Source organism: Bradyrhizobium sp. HKCCYLRH1034, from assembly GCF_051168375.1.
GTDB lineage: Bacteria > Pseudomonadota > Alphaproteobacteria > Rhizobiales > Xanthobacteraceae > Bradyrhizobium.
In genome coordinates this window covers 238585-262925 of record NZ_JBNPUW010000001.1, presented here as the reverse complement: position 1 = coordinate 262925, position 24341 = coordinate 238585, and the positions used below count along the sequence as shown (strand labels likewise).

The 24341-nt window shown below is 66.4% G+C and carries 22 protein-coding genes; 13 read left to right on the top strand and 9 right to left on the bottom strand.

Going from position 1 to position 24341, the window contains the following annotated elements:
* Positions 1-234: 234 nt before the first annotated feature.
* The 5 genes from ACQR0W_RS01185 to ACQR0W_RS01165 form a co-directional block, all read right to left on the bottom strand.
* Entirely contained in the window at positions 235-1407 is a 1173-nt protein-coding gene (locus ACQR0W_RS01185) for a M20 aminoacylase family protein (protein ID WP_316170303.1), read from the bottom strand.
* A 194-nt stretch (positions 1408-1601) separates the two neighbouring features.
* Positions 1602-1814 (bottom strand): MJ0042-type zinc finger domain-containing protein, encoded by a 213-nt coding sequence (locus ACQR0W_RS01180; RefSeq protein WP_315749332.1) that lies wholly within the window; start codon positions 1812-1814, stop codon positions 1602-1604.
* An 83-nt stretch (positions 1815-1897) separates the two neighbouring features.
* Positions 1898-3643 (bottom strand): CHAD domain-containing protein, encoded by a 1746-nt coding sequence (locus ACQR0W_RS01175; protein WP_316170302.1) that lies wholly within the window; start codon positions 3641-3643, stop codon positions 1898-1900.
* Positions 3644-3884: 241 nt separating this feature from the next.
* Positions 3885-4838, bottom strand: coding sequence for an exopolysaccharide biosynthesis protein (locus ACQR0W_RS01170; RefSeq protein ID WP_316170301.1), 954 nt, complete (start codon positions 4836-4838; stop codon positions 3885-3887).
* 28 nt (positions 4839-4866) lie between these two features.
* Complete coding sequence (locus ACQR0W_RS01165; protein WP_315826289.1) at positions 4867-5844, bottom strand: TerC family protein; 978 nt, start codon at positions 5842-5844, stop codon at positions 4867-4869.
* A 577-nt stretch (positions 5845-6421) separates the two neighbouring features.
* Between ACQR0W_RS01165 and ACQR0W_RS01160 the strand changes: the two genes are divergently transcribed.
* On the top strand, positions 6422-7375 hold the full coding sequence (locus tag ACQR0W_RS01160; RefSeq protein ID WP_315749338.1) for a lipid kinase: 954 nt from the start codon (positions 6422-6424) through the stop codon (positions 7373-7375).
* Positions 7376-7441: 66 nt separating this feature from the next.
* Positions 7442-9289, top strand: a complete 1848-nt coding sequence (gene ftsH, locus ACQR0W_RS01155; RefSeq protein ID WP_315826287.1) for an ATP-dependent zinc metalloprotease FtsH — start codon at positions 7442-7444, stop codon at positions 9287-9289.
* 154 nt (positions 9290-9443) lie between these two features.
* Here ftsH and ACQR0W_RS01150 read toward each other — a convergent pair whose 3' ends face one another.
* The gene (locus tag ACQR0W_RS01150; protein ID WP_315826286.1) at positions 9444-9986 is read right to left on the bottom strand and encodes a cytochrome b; all 543 of its coding nucleotides are present in this window, start codon (positions 9984-9986) and stop codon (positions 9444-9446) included.
* Positions 9987-10323: 337 nt separating this feature from the next.
* Here ACQR0W_RS01150 and ACQR0W_RS01145 point away from each other — a divergent pair, with 337 nt between their 5' ends.
* Both ACQR0W_RS01145 and ACQR0W_RS01140 read left to right on the top strand, forming a co-directional pair.
* On the top strand, positions 10324-12762 hold the full coding sequence (locus ACQR0W_RS01145; protein ID WP_316170300.1) for a DUF2235 domain-containing protein: 2439 nt from the start codon (positions 10324-10326) through the stop codon (positions 12760-12762).
* Positions 12763-12891: 129 nt separating this feature from the next.
* Positions 12892-13656, top strand: a complete 765-nt coding sequence (locus ACQR0W_RS01140; protein WP_316170299.1) for a hypothetical protein — start codon at positions 12892-12894, stop codon at positions 13654-13656.
* A gap of 24 nt (positions 13657-13680) precedes the next feature.
* On the opposite strand, the gene purB is transcribed toward ACQR0W_RS01140, so the two are convergent.
* Positions 13681-14988, bottom strand: coding sequence for an adenylosuccinate lyase (purB, locus tag ACQR0W_RS01135; protein WP_316170298.1), 1308 nt, complete (start codon positions 14986-14988; stop codon positions 13681-13683).
* Positions 14989-15269: 281 nt separating this feature from the next.
* On the opposite strand from purB, the gene ACQR0W_RS01130 reads away from it, so the two are divergent.
* Entirely contained in the window at positions 15270-15443 is a 174-nt protein-coding gene (locus tag ACQR0W_RS01130; RefSeq protein ID WP_316170297.1) for a hypothetical protein, read from the top strand.
* Positions 15440-16027, top strand: a complete 588-nt coding sequence (locus ACQR0W_RS01125; protein WP_316164442.1) for a TetR family transcriptional regulator — start codon at positions 15440-15442, stop codon at positions 16025-16027. Before ACQR0W_RS01130 ends, ACQR0W_RS01125 begins: the two co-directional genes overlap by 4 nt.
* A 17-nt stretch (positions 16028-16044) precedes the next feature.
* Here ACQR0W_RS01125 and ACQR0W_RS01120 read toward each other — a convergent pair whose 3' ends face one another.
* Positions 16045-16692: a response regulator transcription factor gene (locus ACQR0W_RS01120; RefSeq protein WP_315714791.1), complete on the bottom strand. Its 648-nt coding sequence runs from the start codon at positions 16690-16692 to the stop codon at positions 16045-16047.
* A 10-nt stretch (positions 16693-16702) separates the two neighbouring features.
* Positions 16703-18061 (bottom strand): sensor histidine kinase, encoded by a 1359-nt coding sequence (locus ACQR0W_RS01115; RefSeq protein WP_316186832.1) that lies wholly within the window; start codon positions 18059-18061, stop codon positions 16703-16705.
* A gap of 194 nt (positions 18062-18255) precedes the next feature.
* On the opposite strand from ACQR0W_RS01115, the gene ACQR0W_RS01110 reads away from it, so the two are divergent.
* The 7 genes from ACQR0W_RS01110 (at position 18256) to ACQR0W_RS01080 (ending at position 24296) form a co-directional block, all read left to right on the top strand.
* Positions 18256-19035, top strand: coding sequence for a MotA/TolQ/ExbB proton channel family protein (locus ACQR0W_RS01110; protein WP_316164444.1), 780 nt, complete (start codon positions 18256-18258; stop codon positions 19033-19035).
* Positions 19032-19703 (top strand): hypothetical protein, encoded by a 672-nt coding sequence (locus tag ACQR0W_RS01105; protein WP_315714788.1) that lies wholly within the window; start codon positions 19032-19034, stop codon positions 19701-19703. The genes ACQR0W_RS01110 and ACQR0W_RS01105 overlap by 4 nt, the downstream gene beginning before the upstream one ends.
* Positions 19700-20308 carry a hypothetical protein gene (locus ACQR0W_RS01100; protein WP_315749351.1) on the top strand — a complete coding sequence of 203 codons (609 nt, stop codon included), beginning with the start codon at positions 19700-19702 and terminating at the stop codon, positions 20306-20308. The genes ACQR0W_RS01105 and ACQR0W_RS01100 overlap by 4 nt, the downstream gene beginning before the upstream one ends.
* Before the next feature lie 44 nt (positions 20309-20352).
* Positions 20353-20511 (top strand): hypothetical protein, encoded by a 159-nt coding sequence (locus ACQR0W_RS01095; RefSeq protein ID WP_315714786.1) that lies wholly within the window; start codon positions 20353-20355, stop codon positions 20509-20511.
* An 87-nt stretch (positions 20512-20598) separates the two neighbouring features.
* The gene (locus tag ACQR0W_RS01090) at positions 20599-21339 is read left to right on the top strand and encodes a metallophosphoesterase family protein (protein ID WP_316170295.1); all 741 of its coding nucleotides are present in this window, start codon (positions 20599-20601) and stop codon (positions 21337-21339) included.
* Between the two features lie 3 nt (positions 21340-21342).
* Positions 21343-22800, top strand: coding sequence for a serine/threonine protein kinase (locus ACQR0W_RS01085; RefSeq protein ID WP_316170294.1), 1458 nt, complete (start codon positions 21343-21345; stop codon positions 22798-22800).
* A gap of 164 nt (positions 22801-22964) precedes the next feature.
* Positions 22965-24296 (top strand): dicarboxylate/amino acid:cation symporter, encoded by a 1332-nt coding sequence (locus tag ACQR0W_RS01080; RefSeq protein ID WP_315714783.1) that lies wholly within the window; start codon positions 22965-22967, stop codon positions 24294-24296.
* The last annotated feature ends 45 nt before the right edge of the window (positions 24297-24341 follow it).

Here is a 24341-nt window from a genome sequence, read left to right as displayed (position 1 = left end):
TGTTCGTGGAAGGAAGCCGAAGCCATTCCGATCGGTGCATTGCGTCCCTGGATCGCTTCGCTGGCGCTCGCGATGACGGAGCCTGTGGGGCCGGCGATGTCAGCCACACCCGTCATTGCGAGCGGAGCGCGGAGCGAAGCAATCCAGACTGGCGATCCGATGAAGATCCTGGATTGCTTCGTCGCCTACGGCTCCTCGCAATGACGCCGTTGCGAGCTTGCGCGGTCGCTCCGATCAGTTCGCCGGCATGCTCTTCTCGACCAGCTTCACCCAGTACGATGCGCCGGCGCTGAGGATGTTGTCGTTGAAGCGGTAGGCCGGGTGGTGGCATTCGTTGCCGGGGCCCATGCCGAGGAACACGAAGGCGCCCGGGCGCGCCTCCAGCATGAACGCGAAATCCTCGCCGCCCATCAGCGGAATGGCGTGGTCGTTGACACGCTCAGCGCCGGCGACGTCGCGGGCGACGTCGGCGGCGAAAGCCGCCTGCGCAGGGTGATTCATCGTCACCGGATATTTGCGCTCGTAGATCGCCTCGGCCGAGCCGCCATAGGCGCGCGCGGTGGCCTCGGCGACCTCGACGATGCGCCTCTCGACGAGATCGCGGATCTCCGGATCGAGCGTGCGCACGGTGCCCAGCATCTCGACCGTCTCGGGGATCACGTTGAAGGTGGTGCCGCCATGGATCGAGCACACCGAGATCACCGCCGACTTCAACGGATCGACGTTGCGGGCGACGATCGACTGCAGCGCGTTGACGATCTGCGAGGCGATCAGGATGCTGTCGACCGCCCGGTGCGGGCCGGCGCCGCCATGGCCGCCCTTGCCGGTGACCTTGATGTGGATCGCATCAGCCGAGGCCAGCATCGCGCCGGGCGAGATTTCGAAATGGCCTTCGGGCACGCCCGGCATGTTGTGCATGCCGTAGACCTCCTGGATGCCCCAGCGCGTCATCAGCCCGTCATCGACCATCGCCTTGCCGCCGGCGCCGCCTTCCTCGGCCGGCTGGAAGATGACGATGGCGGTGCCGTCGAAATTGCGGGTCTCGGCGAGATATTTCGCAGCGCCCAGCAGCATCGCGGTGTGGCCGTCGTGGCCGCAGGCGTGCATCAGGCCCGGCGTCTTCGAGGCGTAGGGAACGCCAGAGGTTTCCTCGATCGGGAGCGCATCCATGTCGGCGCGCAGGCCGATGGTCTTGCCCGAGGCCGACTTGCGGCCGCGGATCACGCCGACCACGCCGGTGCGGCCGATGCCCGTCACCACCTCGTCGCAGCCGAATGCGCGCAGCTTGTCGGCGACGATGCCGGCGGTGCGATGCACCTCGTACAGCAGCTCGGGATGTTCGTGGAAGTCGTGGCGCCAGGCGGCCATTTCGTCGGAGAGCGCGGCGATGCTGTTGAGGATGGGCATGAGGACCGGATGACTCGCTGAAGTGGATCGGGACGCTGCAGTGGATGCGGCCAAGCCAGCCGGCAGCACCGCGCGGTGACCGACTATGACCCGGTCAAAAAAGCCAGGCAAGTTGCCGCCGGCCATGGCGCCATGCGCGGATGCGCGGTCACCTCGACGGACCACGCCGGGCGTTCCGGATTGCGGAACGGGAGTCAGGTGAGCGGGGCGGGGGCCGGCACGCGGGGATATTTGCGCTCGGGTGGTACCTCCAGGCGGAAGGCCCGCAGCTTCGGCTCGTCCCACGCCGCCAATGGCGTGCCGCAGACGCCGCAGTCGAACCGCCCGGCAGCGCCAATGGCGGAGGTCGATTCCGCGATCTCGTAGGCGGCACGGCAATGGGGACACGTCACGCTGGATATCTTCATGAGATCACGCTCCCAAACAGCTCGACCAGACGCCTTGAACCAGATCAATGCGGTCCATGAACCGACGTCACCGCGTCCGGTCGTCACGCCTCCTCGGCCTGCCATGGCGTCGGCGCCTTCGTGAAGGCGCGCCACGCCTCGCGCAACGGCTCCTCCACGCCGGCCATGGCATGCGACTGCCATCCGGTGATCGCGGCGGCCGCGATCGCCGCCTCGGTGGAGGTGGTGCCGAGGGTCTCGATCACGCCGGCGGTGACCGCCATGTCGTTGTAGTGGCCAAGCTGTTCCTGGAAGCCGGCGAGCGTCCTGGCATATTTCTTCGCCGATTTGCTCGCGCCGTAGAGCGGCAGCAGGAAGTCGATGCTGTAGCGCAGCTTCTTCAGCGCGAGACGCAGCCGGTGGCGCCGCTCGGCCGACAGCTTCTTGAAGCGGCGGCCGCGCTTGAGCACCTTCTGGTGGCGCTCCGACAGGACAGGCCCGGCAAAATCGATCGCGGGCGCCGCGAGGCGTCGGAGATCGTCGGGGGAGACGTCGTTGCGCCAGCCGCGGGTCTCGATCCATTCGCCGAGGCCGAGCACGAAAGCGGCGCAGCGGCGCTCGGCAAGCGCGATGCGCAGCGTGCGATAGGCGAGATCGCGCCGCCGCTCGGCGAGCGCCCGGAGCGAGTCGAAGCCTGCAACAGTGGGGCAGGCCTCGGCGATCTCGGGCAGCGTATCGGTCAGGAACACGTCGAGGTCGCGCGCCGCCGAGAGGCTCTGTGCCAGCCAGCGCGCATCCGCCTCGAGACCGTCGAGCGTCGCCGAGGTCCCGAGCGGCCGCATCAGGTGCAGCGCGGCGCGCAGGCGGCGCAGCGCCACCCGCAACTGATGCACGCCTTCCGTATCGCGTCCGTCCTCTGCCGCAGGCATGGCCTGCAGCAGATGATGCAGGCTGCCGCGCAGGACGAGGGCGAAGCTCTCGTCGAGAGACACCGCCGGATCGAGGCGCAGCTTGGGCGGCTTTTCGGCCCCCGGCGCTGCGCCGGCTGCGAGGTCGAAACCGCGCGCGGATTTGCTGCGGATCGAAGGTCTGATCGGTCCGTGATCGGCGATGCGCTGCGCGATCTCGTAGATGGCGGCGGGGTTGCCGCTCTTGAGCTCCAGCTCGATCTCGCTCACGATCTCACGGTGCTCGCCGACCTTGATGACACCGCTGTCGAACGCGATCTCGATGGTCGCGCCGGGCACGTCGAGCATGCGCGCGTGACGATGCACGTCGGCCGTGAACACCGCCTCGAGCGTTGCCTCGGCCAGCGCGGAGCGAAGCTCCTCCGGCAGCAGCGCGGCCGCCAGCACCGGATCTGGCGCCAGCGAGCTGACGCTGGCCTCCCACTCTCCGCGCTTGAGCGGGTCGTCGCTGTGCTGCTCTTTCACGGTCTGCACGAAGCGCGAGCCGCTCTGGCGCACCCGCAAGGTGAAGCCGTTCTTCCACAGCATGCGCTTCGGCGTGTCGTAGTAGACCGATGTCAGATGCTTGCGCGAGCCCTTGTTGCGCGCATGCGCGGTGACGACCGGTGCGTTGTTGAAGCCGGCGAGTTTATCGGGCGCGACGAGGAGTTTCAGCTCGATCTCGTGGCCGCTGCCGGCCGCCGGATCCGGCAAGGACGGCGCCGCGACCTCCACGCCAAGCGCTGCGGCATCCTCCTGCGTGGCCGCGTGATCGGCTAGGTGCTGCGCAGTCAAGCGATCGGCGGCGCCACCGGGATCGCTGCTCGCCGACTCACCACTCTCCCGCACGCCGACCGCATGGCCACTGCCGTGGATCGACGCCGGTGCGTTCGAATCCGGCATGTGTCGATTCTGTAACCGTTTAATGACAGTCATCTCTCGTATAGCTGCAGCCGGCACAAAGGGACAGTGGCATTTCTCGCAGGCCGTCGACGACGCGCGACGCGCCAGAGCTTACCGGTCGCATTTTTTGTTGCTGCTTCAATGACAAGTGCTCGCGCTTGCGGCCGGCAGGTGCTCACGAAGATATGTCCGTCGCAGCCGCAATGCACCGTCGTGCGGCCGCGCCGCCACAGGCGGAACTTCAGATCGAGCCGGTGAGCATGAAACGCGTGGCGATGAAGACGGCGGCTGCGGTGGTCGCAATGCTCGCGGCGGCCACGAGGCCGCGGCCGCGACGCGCCAGCGCGCGGGAGCGCTCGCGCGGATCCTGCGCCGGATCGACGGATGCGCGCCGGCTGCGCCGATGGCGTGCCGCCTGCACCCAGAAGGCAAGCGCAGCGATGCCGGTTACCACTGCAAATACGGTTGTCACGCCTGCGGCAAAGCCGAGATCGACACCGACGCTTTCCAGCATCGCCCGCAGATGCACAGCTAAGCGGGCCAGGAGAGTTGCGGCATAGTCGGCTGCTGCGGCGCCGGTGTAGAGCAGAACGGCAGTCCAGACCACCGCAGCCATCGCAATCAGGATCGACACCAGCACGGCGAGGCCGTCGCCTGCCATGAAGCCGATCGAGGCGGCGATCAGCGCCAGCGCCGGCATCACGTTGCCCATCGGGATCGGCAGGATGATGGTGACCGCCATCAGAAGCAGCGGCAGCGCGAGCAGCATCCGCGCCGGCCGGCCGGTCAGCCAGACCAGCCGGTCCTCGCGCAGGCCGCGTTCGGCATAGCCCGCCCAGTCGAGACCGGCGCGGATGATCTTGCGCAGCAGCCGCTGCGGCACCGGCCGGCGGCGCAACTGTTCGGGCAGCCACAGCCGCTCGGCGCCCAACAGGATCTGCAGCGCGACGAGAGCCACCAAGGTGCCGAACACCATGCCAAACGGGCCGGGCAATGGGATCAGCGCCGGCAGGGTCAGCAGCAGCAGGGTCAGGCCGAGACCTTCCGATTCCAGCCGGTCGAACAACTCGCCGATCGACGGCTCCTCGGACCGCACCGTCCGGGCGATCGCGAGCAGCCGGCGGCTGATCGGTCCGTTGTGACGGCGCGGCGCCGAGGAGTCCTCGTCGTCGGATGCGACATCATTCATTGCCACGCAGCAACCTCTTGTCCTTTGACCTGCCTCACTTCATCTGCTCGACCGCAGGCCGCGTCTTCCACAGCGAATAGGCGATGCCGGCGCCGAGCAGACCGAAGGTGATGCCGAGCGAAATCGCGGGCGGAAACTTCTCGAGCCCGAGCAGGTCGGCCAGGAAGATCTTCGAGCCGATGAAGATCAGCACCGCCGCCAGCGCCAGCTTGAGATACTGGAAGCGATCCACCATCGCGGAAAGCGCGAAATAGAGCGCGCGCAGGCCGAGGATCGCGAAGATGTTCGACGTGTAGACCACGAAGGGGTCGGTCGAGATCGCGAAGATCGCGGGCACCGAGTCGACCGCAAAGATGACGTCGGCAAACTCGATCAGGATCAGCGCCAGGAACAGCGGCGTCATGAACCAGGTCGGCTTGCCGCGCGCATCAGGCTGGCGCACGAAGAAGCGCTCTTCGTGCAGGCGGTCGGTGACGTCGAAGCGGCGGCGCACCCAGGCCAGCGCCGGGTTGGCGCCGATGTCGTGCGGCGTGTCCTTGAACACCAGCATCTTGATGCCGGTCGCGACCAGGAACAGCGCGAACAGATAGAGCACCCAGCTCGCCTGGGCGACGATCGCGGCGCCGAGCCCGATCATGATCGCGCGCAGCACGATGACGCCGACGATGCCCCAGAACAGCACGCGGTGCTGATAGGCGCGCGGGATCGAGAAGTAGCTGAAGATCATGGCGATGACGAAGACGTTGTCCATCGCCAGCGCCTTCTCGATCGTGAACGCGGTGAGATAGGCGGTGCCGGCCTCGGCGCCGATTTGCCACCACACCCAGGCGCCGAAGGCGAGGGCGAGCATGATGTAGATGCCGCTCATGACGAGGCTCTCGCGTACCGAGATCTCGCGCGTCTTGCGATGGAGGATGCCGAGATCGAAGACGAGGAGGGCGAGCACGATTGCGAGGAAGGCGAGCCACATCCAGACGGGCTTGCCGGCAAACGCGATGAGCAGGAATTCCACGACGGGTCCCTCTTTCAAGCCGGTGAGATTGATGTCAGGTCCGACATCGTGAGCGCACCGGCAGCTTCACCAGAGGGGCCCGGACCAGGGGTAGGCGACGGACGTATGTGTCTGCCGATTGGTTTTCAAGAGCCTGCGGTTTTCAAGAGCCCGCCGTTCGCATCTGCGTTCGGCAAGATGAACGGCGAGGTGCGACAGAGTGTCTGCTGCCCGGCGGCCGTCTTGCGGCCGTGCGGCGGTGAACTAATTCCAGAGGGCCGGAGATCCGGGCCCCTCTGATAGTCCGTGAGACTATGATGTCGGACTCTCTTTCATGACCGCTGCCGCTGGCGGTATTGCGCACTTCGGGCGCTATTGAGGAGTTTGACGAGATGCGGCCCCACGCGTCGCTTGTTGCTATCGGGCCTTGCGGCTCTCGCCCCCACATCACCATCCCAACAATCGTTACCCCGCTCAAACCTCCCGGCATCGCCTGGAGGGGCGGCGGTGATCGTGATGGAACCGGAGCGCCTGCTCGCCACTTTGTATGGAACCTGCGTGCTGGAGCGCGCTGGCATTTTGTGTACGGGAGACAATCGTGACCACGGGGGGTGACCAGGTATCGATCGCGAAGGCGCCGCCGTCGCGCCCGGCCGTGGCAACGCGCCGCCTCTTGATGATCATCAATCGCGGCAGCCGCTCCGGCGGCGAAGCGGCCGGCGTTGCCGTGTCGCGGCTGAGCGCAGCCGGCTATGATCTCGTGATCTCGGCGCCGCATAGTCCGCGCGAGGTGGCGCCGTGGATCGAAGCACATGCCGACGATGCGGAGGCGGTCGTCGTCGCCGGGGGGGACGGCAGCCTGAACGCGGCTGCGCCCGCACTGCTCAAGACCGGCCTGCCGCTGGGCATCATTCCGGCCGGCACCGCCAATGACCTTGCCCGCACGCTTGGCCTGCCGGCGGATATGGAGGCCGCGGTCGATGTGATTGCGGCCGGCCATCGCCGCCGGATCGATCTCGGCGAGGTCAACGGGCACCCGTTCTTCAACGTCGCCAGCCTCGGCTTGAGCGCCGAGCTCGCGCGGCAGCTGACCAAGGAAACCAAGCGGAGGTTCGGCCGGCTCGGCTATGCGCTCACGGCGCTGAAGGTGCTGACCAATGCACGGCCGTTCCGCGCGATGATCGTATCGTCCGACGGCGCGGTGCGGGTGAAGACACTGCAGATCGCGGTCGGCAATGGCCGCTACTACGGCGGCGGCATGGCGGTCGATCACCGCGCCGAGATCGACGATTCCCATCTCGATCTGTATTCGCTGGAGATCGGCCGCATCTGGAAGCTGCTGGCGATGGCCTATGACTTCCGCAAAGGCCGCCACGGCCTGTGGCAGGAGGTGCGGGCCTCGCGTGATACATCGTTCGAGATCCGCACGCGCCGTCCGCGCCGGATCAATGCCGATGGCGAGCTCGTCACCTTCACGCCGGCGCGCTTCTCCGTGCTGCCGCGTGCGGTCACGGTGTTCGTGCCCGAGGTCGCAGCGCAGGACCGCACCTGACGCGCGGCCGCTTGATCCGCCGTTCGCGGACACTCGATTTCGACTGATCACCCGATTGAGAGACCCATGACCAAGCAGACCCGCTTCAATCTCTGGTACGCAATCGTCGCGATCTTCGTCGCGATGATGATCCACAATGCGTGGACGAGCTATCGCCAGGTCGCCGTCATTCCCTACAGTCAATTCCAGGACCTGCTCGCAGCCGGCAAGGTGAAGGAGGTCGGCGTCTCCGAGAACTACCTGGAAGGCACGCTGAAGGAGCCGCTGCCCAGCGGCCAGTCGCGCTTCGCGACGACGCGCGTCGACCAGGAGTTCGCCAAGGAGCTCAGCAAGGCCAACGTCACCTTCACCGGCCGCGTCGAGAGCAACATCCTCGGCGACATCCTCTCGCTGGTGATGCCGATCGCGCTGTTCTTCGGCGTCTGGTACTGGCTGTCGCGCCGGATGATGGGCGGCGCCGGCGGGCTCGGCGGCGGCCTGATGCAGATCGGCAAGAGCAAGGCCAAGGTCTACGTCGAATCCAACACGGGCGTTCGCTTCGACGACGTTGCCGGCGTCGACGAGGCCAAGGACGAACTGCGCGAGATCGTCTCGTTCCTGAAGGATCCGAAATCCTATGGCCGTCTCGGCGGCCGCATGCCCAAGGGCGTGCTGCTGGTCGGCCCGCCCGGCACCGGCAAGACGCTGCTCGCCAAGGCGGTCGCGGGCGAGGCCGGCGTGCCATTCTTCTCGATCTCGGGCTCGGAATTCGTCGAGATGTTCGTCGGCGTCGGTGCCGCGCGCGTGCGCGACCTGTTCGAGCAGGCCCGCGCCAAGGCGCCCGCGATCATCTTCATCGACGAGCTCGATGCGCTCGGCCGCGCCCGCGGCATGGGCCCGTTCGCCGGCGGCCATGACGAGAAGGAGCAGACCTTGAACCAGTTGCTGGTCGAGCTCGACGGCTTCGATTCCTCGACCGGTCTCGTGCTGCTCGCGGCGACCAACCGGCCGGAGATTCTCGATCCGGCGCTGCTGCGGGCCGGCCGCTTCGACCGCCAGGTGCTGGTCGACCGGCCCGACAAGCCGGGTCGCATCCAGATCCTGCAGGTGCATCTGAAGAAGGCCAAGCTCGCCGCCGACGTCGATCCGGAGAAGGTCGCGGCGCTGACGCCCGGCTTCACCGGCGCTGATCTCGCCAACCTCGTCAACGAGGCGACCTTGCTGGCGACGCGGCGCGGCGCCGACGAGGTCACGCTCGACGATTTCAACAATGCGATCGAGCGCATCGTCGCCGGTCTGGAGAAGCGCAACCGGCTGCTCAATCCGAAGGAGCGCGAGATCGTCGCCTATCACGAGATGGGGCACGCGATCGTTGCGATGAGCCTGCCGGGCACCGATCCCGTGCACAAGGTCTCGATCATCCCGCGCGGCGTCGGCGCGCTCGGCTACACCATCCAGCGCCCGACGGAAGATCGCTTCCTGATGACGCGCGAGGAGCTCGAGAACAAGATGGCGGTGCTGCTCGGCGGCCGCGCCGCGGAGCTCGTGGTCTACGGCCATCTGTCGACGGGCGCCGCCGACGATCTGCGCCGCGTCACCGACATCGCGCGCTCGATGGTGACCCGCTACGGCATGTCGGAGCAACTGGGCTCGGTCGCCTATGAGCGCGACAACCAGTCGTTTCTTGCGCCGGGCGTCTCACGCAGCGCCGAGTATGGCGAGGCCGCAGGGGATGCGATCGACGCCGAGGTGCGTGCGATCGTGACGAACGCGCTGGAGCGCACCCGCAAGCTGCTCCAGGACAAGCGCGACGTGCTGGAGCGCGCGGCGCGCCGCCTGCTGGTCAAGGAGACGCTCGACGAGAGCGAGCTCGCCGCCCTGCTGAAGCAGGACCAGCGCGCCGGCGATCTCGTTGTGGCAGCGAAGCCGATATAGTTGTCGAGTCGGGGAGCAAAGGCGCGGCCGTGCGGTCTCCACGATCGGGATTGTGTAGCGCCGTGCCCATCGTCTTGGCAATGAGCTCGCCGCACGACGATGGGCACGCTGCCGGCTGACGGCGGCTGCTTTGCCCACCCTACGGCGGCCACGCTCACCGCCGCGGCCACATCCGGGCCAGCGCCTCGTCCTTCTTGACAAACGCGTGCCAGAGCGTGGCCGCAATGTGCAGGCCGACCACGAGATAGACCAGATAGGCCAGCGTATCATGCGTGATCTCGCCGGCATGGGCGATCGTCCTGTCGCCGGCGAACAGGCGCGGCCAGCTGAAGGTCCCGAAATAGCGCAGCGAGTAGCCGCCGGCCGACGAGAACATGTAGCCGGTGACGGGCATGATCAGCAGCAGCGCATAGAGCGCCCAATGATTGAGCTGCGACAGCGCGCGGACCATCGGTCCGAACGTGGCCGGAGCGGCCGGCGCCGTGGTGCGAGCCCGCACGATCACGCGGATAATGGCCAGCATAAACAGCGTGACGCCGAGCGATTTGTGAACCTCCAGCAGCTCCCGCCGCGGCGACGTCCCGGCCGGCTGAAGGCCGCAATACAGCCCGATCAGCATCGCTGCGATGAACAGCAGGGCGGTCGCCCAATGAATCCATCGCAGCAGGGGATCGTAGCTCGCGATCGTCTCGGGCATGTCGGGCTCGTCAGTGGTGAATTCCGGCGACCTGCTTAGTCGCGGATCTGACCTCTGTCGAAGGATCAGAGGTCGACGACGAGATGTCGGACAACCGCACAAAGGCATCTGCTGATCATTTTTGAGTGATTCCATGCGTGCCGCTCTGTCAGTCGCGCCTCGATAAGCCGTCCCCCGTTCGATGACCGCATTGGATCAAGCGACGATGTTGCCTTGCGGATGACGGGCGGTGCTGAGAACTGAGCGGGTGGTCCTGCGGGCTCGCGCAGGGATTGTGCCTTGATTTTCCTGCAATTGCGGACCAATCTCCCTGCCGGCATTCTGGTCGGGGGGCCTCGTGTCCAATCCTGTTGCAAAGAACATCGTGCTGTTGTCGGACGGGACCGGCAACAGCGCCAAGGCCGTGTTCAAGACCAATGTCTGGCGCCTGTTCCAGCTGCTGGACCTGCGCGATCCGCGCCGGCAAGTCGCCTTTTATGACGATGGCGTCGGAACGTCCTCCTTCAAGCTGTTCGCAGCCCTCGGCGGCATCTTCGGCTTCGGCCTGAAGCGGAATGTGATTGCGATCTACAGCTTCTGCTGTCGCAACTACAAGCCGGGCGACCGCATCTACTGCTTCGGGTTCAGCCGCGGTGCCTTCACCATCCGTATCGTGGCGGCAATGATCGCGGGGCAGGGGCTCGTCGCCTACGACGACAATGAAGCCGATCTCGCCCGGTTCGCCGCAGACGCCTATCGCCGCTATCGGCGTCGCTACAATAGCGGAATTCTCAGATATCTCGGCAAGATCGGCCTGGACCTGCGCGGAGTGCGCGACTGGGGAATTAGAACGCTGCGCAGAGTGCAGGGCGTGGCGCTGCAGGCTCCGCCAGCAGTCGAGGTCGAGAGCGTGCATTTCGTCGGCATTTGGGACACCGTTGACGCCTACGGCGGGCCGATCGAGGAGATGACGCGCGCCATTGACTATTGGATCTGGCCGCTGTCGATGCCGGACCAGTTCATGAATTCCAAGATCCATCGCGCCTGCCACGCCCTCGCGATCGAGGAGGAGCGTGACGCCTTCCGCCCGGTGATCTGGGATGAGCGCTATGTGTGGGGACGGGACGAGGCTGTTTCAGGCCGCAGTGACAAGAAGGACTGGCTGTTCGGCATCGACCACGATCCGCGCAGCGCGGCTGCGAAACTGGCCGACCCGCCGCCGCATCTGCGCACCGATCTGCCGCCACGTGACCGCGAGCGCATCAGCCAGGTGTGGTTTACCGGCGTGCATTCCGACATCGGCGGCGGCTATCCGCAGGATGGCCTTTCCTATGTGACGCTCGATTGGATGCTCGACCGCGCCCAGGCCTATGGTCTCGTCTATCTCGACGGGCGGCGCAGGCTCCTCTACGATCCCGAGATCGATCCGCTCGACACGCTGAACGACTCGCGCAAGGGGCTTGCGGCCTACTACCGCTACAAGCCGCGCAATCTGCGCGAGATCTATGACGCGCCGCCCTACAAGCTATCGCTCCGGTACGATGTCAGTCGCATCAAGTGGCTGCTTCATTCGCCGTTCAAGGCCCAGACCGGGCTTCTTGCTGACGATCTGCATCCGAGCCTGCCGCAGCCACCTCTGCCGCCGGTGAAGCCGACGATCCACCGCACCGTGTTCGAACGCATTGGGTCGGGTCCCGATCACTATGCACCGGTGGTCGTACCCGCCGCTTACCGCGTCACGGATGAGACCGATACGCCGGTCGATGCGCTGCATCCGCTCGATCACGGGCACGCGCGGACGCGGGTGCAGGACGATGTCTGGAATTGGGTCTGGCTGCGCCGCGTGGTCTATTTCGCCACCATGTTCGCGCTGCTGTTCGTCGCGGCGATCCCATATTTCGTCATCTATTGGCCGCGCGTGCTTTATGAGCCCTTGCATGGGCTGGTAAATCCGCTGGTCAACGGAGCGGCAGCCTTCTTGCCCAAATTTCTCGACCCATGGTTCGTCGCGTTTCGGGATTCGCCGGGTTTGCTAGTGGTGGGTGTGGCCGCTGCACTCGGCTTGACGGCGTGGGGCACCTCACTGCAGCGAACGATCCGCGACGCCGCACGCATCGCCTGGAACGATCCATCCCGGCACAAGCCGGTGACCGGCTGGCGCGCGACGGTCTATTCGCTGCGACGCCAGGGCTGGTACATCGCCGGTTTCTATCTGCTGAAAACGTGGATCTTCCCGTTCGCCATCATGTTCTGGCTGTTCTGGTGGCTCGGGTTCGGCGCGGCCAATACGGCCGGGCTGTTCTGCAAGGAGACGCTGAGGCCGATCGAGGTCGAGGAGACAGAGATCGGCGCATACCCTGGTGGAAGCATCCGGCCAGTATTCGAGACGCGTCACCATTGCTATCCGACAGCGCTGACCGTGGCGCAGGGCGAGACCTATCAGATCGTGCTCGACGTCGGGGAGGCATGGAGCGACGGCGGCATCCCTGCGACTCCGGCCGGCTTCGGTTACGGCACCTGGACCCAATTGCCTGGGATACCCTTCAAGCGGCTGATCTGGTCGAACTGGTTCGCACCGATCGTGCGGGTGGGCAGCACCGGGCTGGAGGAGCATCTCCCGGCTTTCCAGCAGGAAACGCCCGGCAGCAGCCGCTGGACAGCCAGGTTCACGGCCCGCAGCGATGGGGAGGTGTTCGTCTACGTCAACGACACGTCCATCATGCTTCCTTGGCTGCTGTTGTATCGATTCTACTTCAACAACAAGGGCAACGCGGTCGTCTCGTTGAAGAAGCTGTAGCTGCAAGCGCTGCCAGGTCTGGCACTTGCCGAGCGTGACGTCGTCACGCTTCAGATGCTGCGCGGCACGGGCTGGTGTTGGCGTCGGGGCTGGGTAGGATGCAGGCATTGATCGCCTGCGAGGAGTACCATGACCCGACGAAGCTGGACAGGATGGACCGCACGCTTGGCGCTCGCCGCCGTCACGCTCGCCGGTGCCAGCGCCCATGCCGCCGAGCGGACGATGTCCTGGGACAGCGGCTGCCGTTTCACGGTCCGGTACGATCCCGCCAAGCACGACGAGACGCGGCTGCGCAACACCGTCCGTCTGCTGTTTGGCCCGTCCGATTTCGACTCGCCGGGCACGTTGCCGGCATTCGACCCGAAGGCGGTCGCGGCGCTCGACGCCGACAAGATCGACCGCGCCTGCAAGGCCACGCTCGACGCTGCCGCGCGGCTGGAGTTCATCGCGCTGCCCGGCATCGATGACTATCGGCGCGCCAGGGTGGCGGAGCTGAAGGACAGTTGCGATTTCGACCTGGCGCAGACCCGCGGCTTCAAGACGCCCTCTGCGCTGCGCGACTATCAGCCTGCCGCCGCCTGCGCGCGCTTCGTCGACGCGATCGAGGGCAAGACCGACCTGCAACAGATGTTTCGCCAGACCGTGGATAAGGGCTGTGCCGACAACGCCAGCCCGAAGGCCTGCGTCGCCCGCTACGTCGCCGAAGCGCAGAAGCCGGACGGCCAGGAGCGCATGCGGATCTATCTGGTCAATTTCGGCTGGAGCAATTGCGCTATCAACTACAACCTCCGCAACACCGGCGAGAAGAAGATGGAGGCGATGCGGAGCGCGCTCGAGACCCAGTTCCGGAAGATGTTCAAGGTCAAGCAGGACAAGTGCGAGGAGGCGGACTGAGGCGTCCGCCCGCTCGACGCGCGCTCAGCTCTCCCCGAACACGCGCTTGAAGATCGTGTCGACGTGCTTGAGGTGATAGCCGAGGTCGAACTGCTCGTCGATCTCGGCATCGGTCAGGTACTTCTTCACGTCGGCATCGGCCTTCAGCAGGGTGCGGAAGTCGCCTTCGCCGCGCCACACCGGCATCGCGTTGCGCTGGACCAGCTTGTAGGAGTCCTCGCGGCTCGTCCCCTTCTGGGTCAGCGCGATCAGCACGCGCTGCGAGTGCACGAGGCCGCCGAGGCGCTCGAGGTTCTTTTCCATGTTGGCGGGATAGACCAGCAGCTTCTCGACCAGGCCGGCGAGGCGAACCAGCGCGAAGTCGAGCGTCACGGTGGCGTCGGGGCCGATCATGCGCTCGACCGAGGAGTGCGAGATGTCGCGCTCATGCCAGAGCACGACGTTCTCCATCGCGGGCGTCACATAGGCACGCACCATGCGGGCGAGGCCGGTGAGGTTCTCCGACAGCACCGGGTTGCGCTTGTGCGGCATCGCCGACGAGCCCTTCTGCCCCTCGGAGAAGAACTCCTCGGCTTCCAGCACCTCGGTGCGCTGCAGGTGGCGGACTTCGGTCGCAAAGCGTTCGACCGAGGAGGCGATCACGCCGAGGGTCGCAAAGAACATCGCGTGGCGGTCGCGCGGAATCACCTGGGTCGAGATCGGCTCGGGCGACAGGCCCATCGCCTTGGCGACGTGCTCTTCCACGCGCGGATCGATCTGGGCGAAGGTGCCGACGGCGCCGGAAATCGCGCAGGTCGCGACTTCCTTCCGCGCGGCGACCAGGCGCGCGCGCGCGCGGGAGAATTCGGCATAGGCATAAGCGAGCTTGAGGCCGAACGTCACCGGCTCGGCGTGGATGCCGTGCGAGCGGCCGATGGTCGGCGTCATCTTGTGCTCGAAGGCGCGTGTCTTCAGCGCCGCAAGCACGCGGTCGAGATCGGCGAGCAGCAGGTCGGCGGCGCGGGTGAGCTGGACGTTGAGGCAGGTGTCGAGCACGTCCGATGACGTCATGCCCTGGTGCACGAAGCGCGCCTCGGGACCGACGATCTCGGCGAGATGGGTCAGGAAGGCGATGACGTCGTGCTTGGTCTCGCGCTCGATCTCGTCGATGCGGGCGACGTCGAAGGTGGCGTCCTTGGCCTTGGCCCAGATCGTCTTGGCGGCCTCCTTCGGGATCACGCCGAGCTCCGCCAGCGCGTCCGCCGCATGCGCCTCGATCTCGAACCAGATCTTGAACCGGGTCTGCGGCTCCCAGATCGAGGCCATTTCGGGACGGGAATAGCGGGGGATCATCGACGGCGCTCCGAGGCGGGAGGGAAGGTGGGCGGGACCAAGCGTCCGCGCCGGCATTTTACGCCGCGCTTTACCAGAGCGGCCGGATCGACACAAACCGCGGTCTTTCCAGCCGCTCGGCATGCCGTTGCAGGATCATAATACCATTTTCAAAGAATCGCGCTGACAGATATTGAAATCTGTCAGCGCGATGGTGTATATCGATCTTGCCATCTTGCTTAAGATCAACTTCCACTGTCTGACCTTGGGTTCAGCGGTTTCAACTGCGAAGGACCGCTTCGATGAAAATTGAAAAGCGATTGCTGCACTCACAATTTCAGGACTGGCTGAATCTCCAGGTCGCGCGTCACCTGGAGGCCCAGGCCACCAGGTTTCGCGCGCCATCGTCCACCGACCAGGCTGAGACGATCCAGATCAAGGCGAATACGTCCGACGCCGATATGGTGCACGCATGAATGAAGCCGTGGTTCTGACATCCGAGCGCATCCTCGAAGTTACCGAGGACGTGTTGCGCCGTTATGGGCTCGCCAAAGCGACGGTCGTCGACGTCGCGAGAGCGCTCGATGTCAGCCACGGCTCCGTCTACCGTCACTTTCCGAGCAAGGCGTCGCTGCGCGAGGCGGTTGCCAAGCGCTGGCTCGAGCGGGTCAGCGCGCCGCTGGCGCAGATCGCGGCCGAGCCGGGACCGGCGCCGGCGAAGCTGGAGCGCTGGCTGCGCGAGCTGTTCGGCGCCAAGCAGAAACGGGTCTGTGAAGATCCGGAGATGTTCGCGACCTATCTCACCCTGGCGCGCGAGGCGTGCTCGGTGGTCAAGGCGCACAAGCAGAACCTGATCGCCCAGGTCGAGGGCATGATCGCTGAGGGGGTCGCGCAGGGGACGTTCGATGTCGCTGATCCCAAGACCGCGGCCGCGGCGATCTTCGACGCGACCCGAAGCTTCCATCATCCCGCCCACGCTGAAGAATGGGGCGAATGCACCTGCTCGGCCCGCGTCGATGCCGTGCTGACCCTGCTGCTCCGTGGACTTCAGGCGCGCTAGGCGCGCGCTCATCCGGGCTACAAATCCGTCAGCCCGCTGGTCACCGCCAGCCGCACCAGCTGCGCATCCGTCTGCAGTCCCGTCTTGGCCTTCACCAGATAATGATAGTTCTGCACCGTCTTGACGCTGAGGTGCAGGTTCGTGGCGATCTGCTCGGTGGTCAGGCCCGACGCGAACTGGCGCAGGATTTCGATCTCACGCTCGCCGAGCCGGTCGAGCACGGTCTGCTGCGGATCGAGACTGTCGGCGGCCAGCACATGGGCGACGTCGTCGCTGAGCGCGCGCTCCCCGCTGATCACCATGCGGATGGCACGGACCAGCGCCGACGGCTCGCTGCTCTTGGTGACGAAGCCGCTCGCGCCGGCGGCGAACGCCGCCTTCACCAGCGGCGCCTCGCCATGCATCGAGAACACGAGGATGCAGGCGCGATTGTCGCGAGCGCGGATGTTGCGGATCGCCTCCAGCCCGCTGGCGCCCTTCATCGAGATGTCGAGCACGACCACGTCGGGCGCATGCGCCTTGAACGCGGCATAGGCCGCCGCGGCGCTGTCGGCCTCGGCGATGACTCGAAACCCGTCCTGGCTCTCCAGCACGCGGCGATAGCCTTGCCGGACCACCGGGTGGTCGTCGACCAGCAGGATCGAAATGCCAGTGCGCTCGGGCATCCCGGTTGTCTCAGGCGGCCAGTGGAATTGTCGCGGAGACGCTGAGCCCGCGCGCGGCCGGTCCGATCGACAGCGAGCCGCCGACCGCGGCGATGCGCTCGCGGATTCCGGTCAGGCCGAAGCCGCTCGATTGCGCCAGCAGTGTCGCATCGCCGCCGCCGTCGTCCTCGACTGAAATCAGCAGCGCACTGTCGGGCCCGGAGCGCCGCTCGACCCGCAACGACACCTCGCTCGCACTGGTGTGGCGCAGGGCGTTGGTCAGGCACTCCTGCGCCATCCGGTAGGCGGTGACCGCGACCGGGCCCTGGATGTCGGCGAGATCACCGTGGAGGTCGAGCCGGATCGCCGGTCGCGCGGCGTGCTGATAGTTCTCGGTCAGCGCGATCAGGCCTGCGGCGAGGCCGAGCTCCTCGGTGAGCGGACGGCGCAGTCGGCTCAAGGTGCCGCGCAGGCACGCCATCAGATGGCTGACGGACTGCGTGATCATGCGTGCGTCCTGGGCGATCTGATCGTTGCGGCCGTTGCCGGCGCTCTCGATCGTCGAGGCAAAAGCGAGGATCGCAGTGAGGTTCTGCCCGAACTCGTCGTGCAGCTCGCGGGCGAGCGCCCGCCGCTCCTCGTCGCGGATGTCGAGCAGGCGCTCGGTCAGCGCGGCGCGCTGCTCGTTGGCCTGCGCCAGCCGGTCGCCGAGCTCGCCGACGGCGCGGCCGATCATCGCGAGCTCCATCGAGCGGAAGCGCGGCAGTGAGGGGCGGTGGTCGCCCTCGGCCATCCGCTGCAGCGCCGAGACGATGCTGCGCGCCGGCGCCAGCGCATGGGCGATCGCCAGCGAGGCCAGTACGCCGATCGCGACCGCCATCGCCAGCGCCACGCCAAAGCTGTCCTGGATGCGCAGCCAGGCGAGCTGGATCGCCGCATCGGGATCGGCGATCGCCGAGACGGTTCCCGCCGTGGTGGCGCGCGCGCTGATCGGCTGCGCGACCGCCGCGTGATCGCCGAGGATGGCTTCCACGGCGCTTGAGAACCAGCGCGGCGGCGCGGCGCCGAGGCCCTTGCTCTGGCCGCACAGCGGTTTCTCGAACGCCGCCTCCGGCTTGAACTGTACGCAGATGCCGGGCGCGATCAGCTTCATGGTCTCGGTCGTGCGCCAGTCGGGCAGCGGCAGCAGCCGCTCGCGCGATCGGTTGCCGCGCAGCAGCAGCTCGCGCCAGTACAGCGCCTCCAGCGCCTGCGAGACCCGGTCGGCCGATGCCGCGGTGGCGCGGTCGACGCTGCGATAGGCGTCGACGGTGACCCATACGGCCGCGGCGGCCAGACACAGCAGCACGATCAGCGCGAGGCGCGCAATGAGCTGGAGCACGAGACGCATGCGATCCTCTCCACGGCTTTTGCCGCAGCGTAACAATGGGCTGGTGCTCCGCCAAGCAAATGCACTGCAGCAAGCGGCAGGTTGGGAAATTTTCCCGAGAGCCTCGAGGCAGATGTCTTTGGACGCTGTTCCGCCGCTCTGCTTAACTCGCCTGCGAAGCGCCGAACGAAACGGCGCGCATCGGGAGTTCATGCATGAGCGTGGTCAGCAGTGCCGAACGAGTGGAACCTGCGCGCGACGCAGCCGAGCGCGGGCCGCTGCTGCTCTGGATGATCTTCACCGGCCTTACGATATTCGCCGCCGTGGTGCTCGCCCGCTACGGCTATTTCCACCTGATGGTCGCCTCCGACCGCACCTACATCTCCAGCGTCATCGCCGTGCTCTACGTCGCCACGTGCTGCCATTGCTTCTGGCGCACCAGAGCGATCGCGCGCGAGGCGGATGCGGCGCGGCGCTGCCGCGCCGTGCTGATCGGGCCCGATGCGGCGCGCGCGCTCGAACCTGATGCGCAGTTGCTTCCCAAAGGGCTGGTCACCAACCACATCCGCAGCCTCGTCACCAAGGCGCAAACGCAAGGGGCAGGGCGGCTCGACCAGACGCTGCTGCTGCGGACGCTCGCCGACCGCCTGCGCGGCTCCAACGGCTTCGGCGGCTTCGCCTCGGACACGCTGATGAAGCTCGGCCTGCTCGGCACCATCATCGGCTTCATCATCATGCTGGCGCCGATTGCCGGCCTCGACGTCAACGACAAGCTGGCGATGAAATCCTCGATGGGGCTGATGAGCGACGGCATGGCGGTGGCCATGTACACGACGCTCGCCGGCCTCGTCGGCTCGATCCTGGTGCGCATCCAGTACTACATGCTGGATGCGGCGACTGGGCGCGTGTTTTCGGACGCGGTCATGCTCACCGAGACGCGGGTGACGCCGCGGCTCGAGCGCGCGATGGATCGCGCGCCGGAGCAGGGCGCATGATGGACGATTTCGGGCTCTACCCGCGCGAGGAGCAGTTCGACCCGTTCAGCGTCATGCTGTTCAAGGCGCTACAGATCGTCGCGTTCTTCTTCTTCATCGCGGTGCTCGCGATCTCGCCGGACGCCAAGGACGGCAAGGTCGACTCGAAGGCCGAGTTCCTGATCACGATGGACTGGCCGGATAACCATCCCGACGATCTCGACCTGTTCGTGCAGGATCCCGTCGGCAACATCGCCTGGTACCGGCATCGCGAGGCCGGCTTCCTCACCCTCGATCGCGACGACCGCGGCGGCGCCAACGATTTCATCCTGGTCAACGGTCTGAAGATCCCGTCGCCGATCCGCGAGGAGATCGTGACCATCAGAGGCATCGTCGCCGGCGAATACACCGTCAACATCTCGCATTTCCAGAACGTCAGCGGCGCGCCGGTCGAGGCCACCGTGAAGGTGCAGAAGCTCAACCCGACCGCGCAGGTGATCTTCGACGACAAGGTCGTGCTCGACCATTCCGGCGACGAGAAGACGGCGCTGCGCTTCAAGCTCAATGCCGAGGGCAAGGTGATCGACGTGCAGCGCCGACCGAAATCGCTTTTGGAGACGTTCCGCAGCAATTGGCGCAATGGCGCCGATCTCGATCCCAAGACCGGCGTCAGGGTGATCAGGCGATGATGAGCAGTCTGCAGACCGTCATCGTCACGCTGTCCGTGTGCTACGCGCTGATCGGCGCGCTGCTCTTGCTGGTGCTGGTCTATGCAAGGCTGCCTTGGCAGGCCAAGGCGGTCGCCGTGGTCATCACCAGTGCGTTCTATGTCGGCAGCTTCGCCGGCGCCCGCGGCCTGCTCGGCTGGGCCAGCGTCGACCGGCTGCCGAGGAGCTTCAAGGTGCTGCAGGTGCGGATCGTCGATCCGCACTCCGTCGAGGGCGATCCCGGCGCGGTCTATCTGTGGGTCGAGGCGCTGGACGACGACAACCGTCCGAGCGGCGTGCCGCGCGCCTATCGTATTCCCTACAGCGACACACTTGCCGACAAGGCGCAGCACGCCGCCGACCAGATCGCGGCGGGCCATCCGCAGGGCGGTCGCGCCGCCGATTTCGGCACCGGCGACGGCGGGGTCATCGACGCCGCGCGCGAATACATTCTGCCGAAGACGATCATCGAGACCGCCGGCGGTGATCCCTCCACCGGCGAGTTCAAGGCCGCCAAGAACGCCGGCGACGGCGTCTCGTTCACGCCACTGCTGCCGCCGCGCATGCCGCCGAAGGACGAGCAGTAGGCGGCTGCGGCCGTATCCTCCCGCGCGAAGCTCGCGCGCGGGTAATGGCGAGCATCGGGACGTTCCTGGCACGGCGCCTCGAGCTCAAGGTCAACAAGGTCAAGAGTGCGGTCGCCAGACCGAACCACCGCAAGTTCCTGGGCTTCGGCTTTACCCAGGGAAGAAAGCCGCACCGGCGCATCGCAGGGGACCTGCAACGCTGACATTCCGCATCTCTCCGCCTATCTTGTTTGATGTTCCTCAAGTCTCGTGTGGCCACGGCCGCTAGCCTTGAGAACCGGAGGACACGGGTGCTGCTGGCGATTTTCACCGATATCCATGCCAATCGGCAGGCCTTTGCGGCCTGCCTGGAGGCGGCGCGTGCGCGTGGCGCGGATCGTCTCATCTGTCTCGGCGACATCGTCGGCTATGGCGCCGATCCGGAATGGTCGGTCGACACCGTCATGGAGATCGTCGCCGGTGGCGGGCTGGCGGTGCGCGGCAATCACGACAATGCCGTTTCGACGGCGAGCGAGAGCATGAATGCCGAGGCGCAGGCGGCGATGGAGTGGACGCGCGGGCGGCTCAGCGCCGAGCAGCGCCGCTTTCTCGCCGAGCTGCCGATGAGCATCGGTGACGACGACCGGTTGTTCGTGCATGCGGAGGCCTCGAGCCCGCCGCGCTGGCGCTATGTGCAGTCGTCGGCCGATGCCGCGCGCAGCATGATCGCGACCGAGGCGCAGGTGACGTTCTGCGGCCACATCCATCGTCCGGCGCTGTACTCGATGTCCGCCACCGCGAAGATGACGAGCTTCACCCCGACCGCCAACATGCCCATTCAGCTGTTGCGCGGCCGGCAATGGCTGGCCGTGGTCGGCTCGGTCGGCCAGCCGCGCGACGGTGATCCGGCCGCGTCGTTCGTGACCTTCGACACCAGGACCCGCGAGCTGACCTATTGCCGCGTGCCCTATGACGTCGAGGCGGCGGCGCAGCGCATTCGCGACAACGGCCTGCCGCCCTGGCTGGCGCAGCGGCTCTCGATGGGGCGCTAGAGCATGACGAAATCAAGGCTCAAGCCGGGCGTCGTGATCGACGGCTTCACGGTGGGTGAATGCGTGCATTCCGGCGGCATGGCGACGTTGTGGAGCGTCACCCATCCGGACATCGACCGGCCCATCCTGATGAAGGTGCCGCGCGTCTCCGAGGGCGAGGATCCTGCGGCGATCGTCAGCTTCGAGATGGAGCAGATGATTCTGCCAAAACTGTCGGGACCGCACGTGCCGGCCTGTTTCGGCACCGGCGATTTCGCCACCCAGGCCTATGTGGTGATCGAGCAGATTCCAGGCGATACGCTGTACAAGCGGCTGCCCGAGCTGCCGCTGGCTTACGAGGAGGCGCGGGTGCTGGTCGCGAAGATCGCGACCGCGCTCGCCGATATTCACCGGCAGCACGTCATCCATCACGACATCAAGCCCTCCAGCATCATGTTCCGGCCGACGGGGGAGGCGGTGCTGATCGACTACGGCCTGTCCTGCCACAAGCACTTGCCGGATCTCTTGCAGGAGGAGTTCCGCCTGCCTTACGGCACCGCGCCCTACATGGCGCCGGAGCGCATGATGGGCACGCGTAGCGATCCGCGCAGCGACATCTTTTCGCTCGGCGTGCTGCTCTACTTCTTCACCACCGGCGTGCGGCCGTTCGGCGAGACCGAAACCTTGCGCGGCATGCGCCGGCGGCTGTGGCGCGATCCCTATCCACCGCGACAGCTGAAGCCGGACTATCCGCCGTGGCTGCAGGAGATCGTGCTGCGCTGCCTGGAGATCGAGCCGGTCTGGCGCTACCCGACAGCGGCGCAGCTCGCCTTCGATCTCGGCCATCCCGACCAGGTCAAGCTGACGGCGCGTGCGGAGAAGGTCAAGCGCGACCCGATCACGGCCGTGTGGCGCCGCCGCTTCAACCGCGGCCTGGTGCAGCCGGAACAGAAAACATCCGACGTCGCGGTGCAGATCGCCTCCAGCCCGATCGTGGCGGTCGCGATCGACACCGTGGAGGGCGGCGAGGAGCTCAACGGCGCGCTGCGGCTGACGGCGCAGCGCATCCTCGCCACCTTGCCCGCGGCGCGGCTCGCCTGCGTCAACGTGCTGAAGCTCGGGCGCCTCACCATCGACCGCACCCTGGACGAGGAGGGCAACAACAAGCACATCGACCGCATGGTCGCGCTGAAGCACTGGGCGACGCCGCTCAAGCTCGACGCCAGCCGGCTGACGGTGCACGTGCTGGAGGCGGTCGATCCGGCGGCCTCCATCATCGAATTCGCCGAGGCCAACCAGGTCGACCACATCATCATCGGCGCCCGCCGCGATTCCGTGCTGCGCTCGCTGCTCGGCAGCGTCTCGGCGAAGGTCGCCGCGGAGGCGGGGTGTACGGTGACCGTGGTGCGGACACGGCTCGCGGCACGGGAAGCCGAGGGCGACGATGATGATGCGCCGGCAAGGGTCGTGTCGGGGGAATGATGGACATGCGATGAAGATCCACGGCGCCTCCAAGCACGACAGTCAGAACGGCATGCACAGGCTGAAAAGTGAGACGCGGCTGCGGTTGCGTTTCGAAAGTTCCCCCTCCAAAGTGATCCGGCGCGTGCGGAACGTGTCGGTTTTTTTCTGAGGGGGGACGATCAATGGCGGCAACGGATGTGAGCATGGCGGGGACAGCCGCGCCGAAGCGAGGCCTGTTCGGCTCGCTCTTCTTTCAGGTCGTGGCTGCGCTCGTGCTCGGCATCCTGATCGGCGTCTTCGCGCCCGAGACCGCCCAGGGGCTCAAATTCTTCAGCGACGCTTTCCTGCGTCTGATCGCCATGGTGGTCGCGCCGATCGTGTTTTGCGTCGTCGTGCACGGCATTGCGAGCGCCGGCGATCTCAGGAAGGTCGGCCGCGTCGGCGTCAAGTCGCTGGTCTATTTCGAGGGCATGACCACGATCGCGCTGGCCTTCGGCCTCGTGCTGGCGCTGGTCTTCAGCCCCGGCCACGGCATGAACATCGACGTCTCCAAGCTCGACGCCAAGCAGCTCGCGAGCTTCGCCGACAACGCCCACAAGCTGCAGGGCGGCGGCTTCGGCGGCTTCATCCTCAACATCATTCCGCCGACGGCGTTCGACGCCTTTGCCCGCAACGACGTGCTGCAGGTGCTGTTCTTCGCGGTGATCTTCGGCGTCAGCCTGGCGCTGGTCGGCGAGCCCGGCAAGCCCGTGGTCGACCTGATCGAGTCCGTCGCCAAGGTGCTGTTCAAGGCGATGGGGCTGATCGTGCGCGTCGCGCCGCTCGGCGTGCTCGGCGCCATCGGCTTCACCGTCGGCAAATATGGCGTCGGCTCGCTCAAGCAGCTCTTGGCGCTGGTCGTGCTGTTCTACGTCTCGGTGGCGCTGTTCGTCGTGACCGCGCTTGGCCTCGTGATGCGCATGGCCGGCCTCAGCCTGTTCAAGTTCCTGCGCTATTTGAAGGAGGAGCTGCTGATCGTGCTGGCGACGGCCTCGTCCGACTCCGTGCTGCCGCAGATCATGCGCAAGCTCGAGGCGATGGGCGTCAAGCAGGAGGTCGTCGGCCTGGTCATCCCGACCGGCTATTCCTTCAACCTCGATGCGTTCTCGATCTACCTGACGCTCGCCGTCGTCTTCATCGCCCAGGCCACCAACACGCCGCTGTCGGTCAGCGACCTGCTGCTGGTGCTCGGCGTGTCGCTGGTCACGTCGAAGGGCGCGCATGGCGTACCGGGCTCGGCGATCGTCATCCTGGCCGCGACGCTCGGCGCCGTGCCGGCGATCCCCGCGATCGGACTTGTGCTCGTGTTGTCGGTCGACTGGTTCGTCGGCATCGCGCGCGCCGTCGGCAATCTGATCGGCAACTGCGTCGCCACCGTCGTCGTCGCCGCCTGGGAGGACGACCTCGACCATGCCAAGGCGAAGGCCGTGCTCGACCGCGGCACGGCGGAAGAGGTGGAGTATCAGGGGGCGTGAGGGAGGATCACTAGGGGGAGAATGAGGGAGCGAGTACGGCGTGGA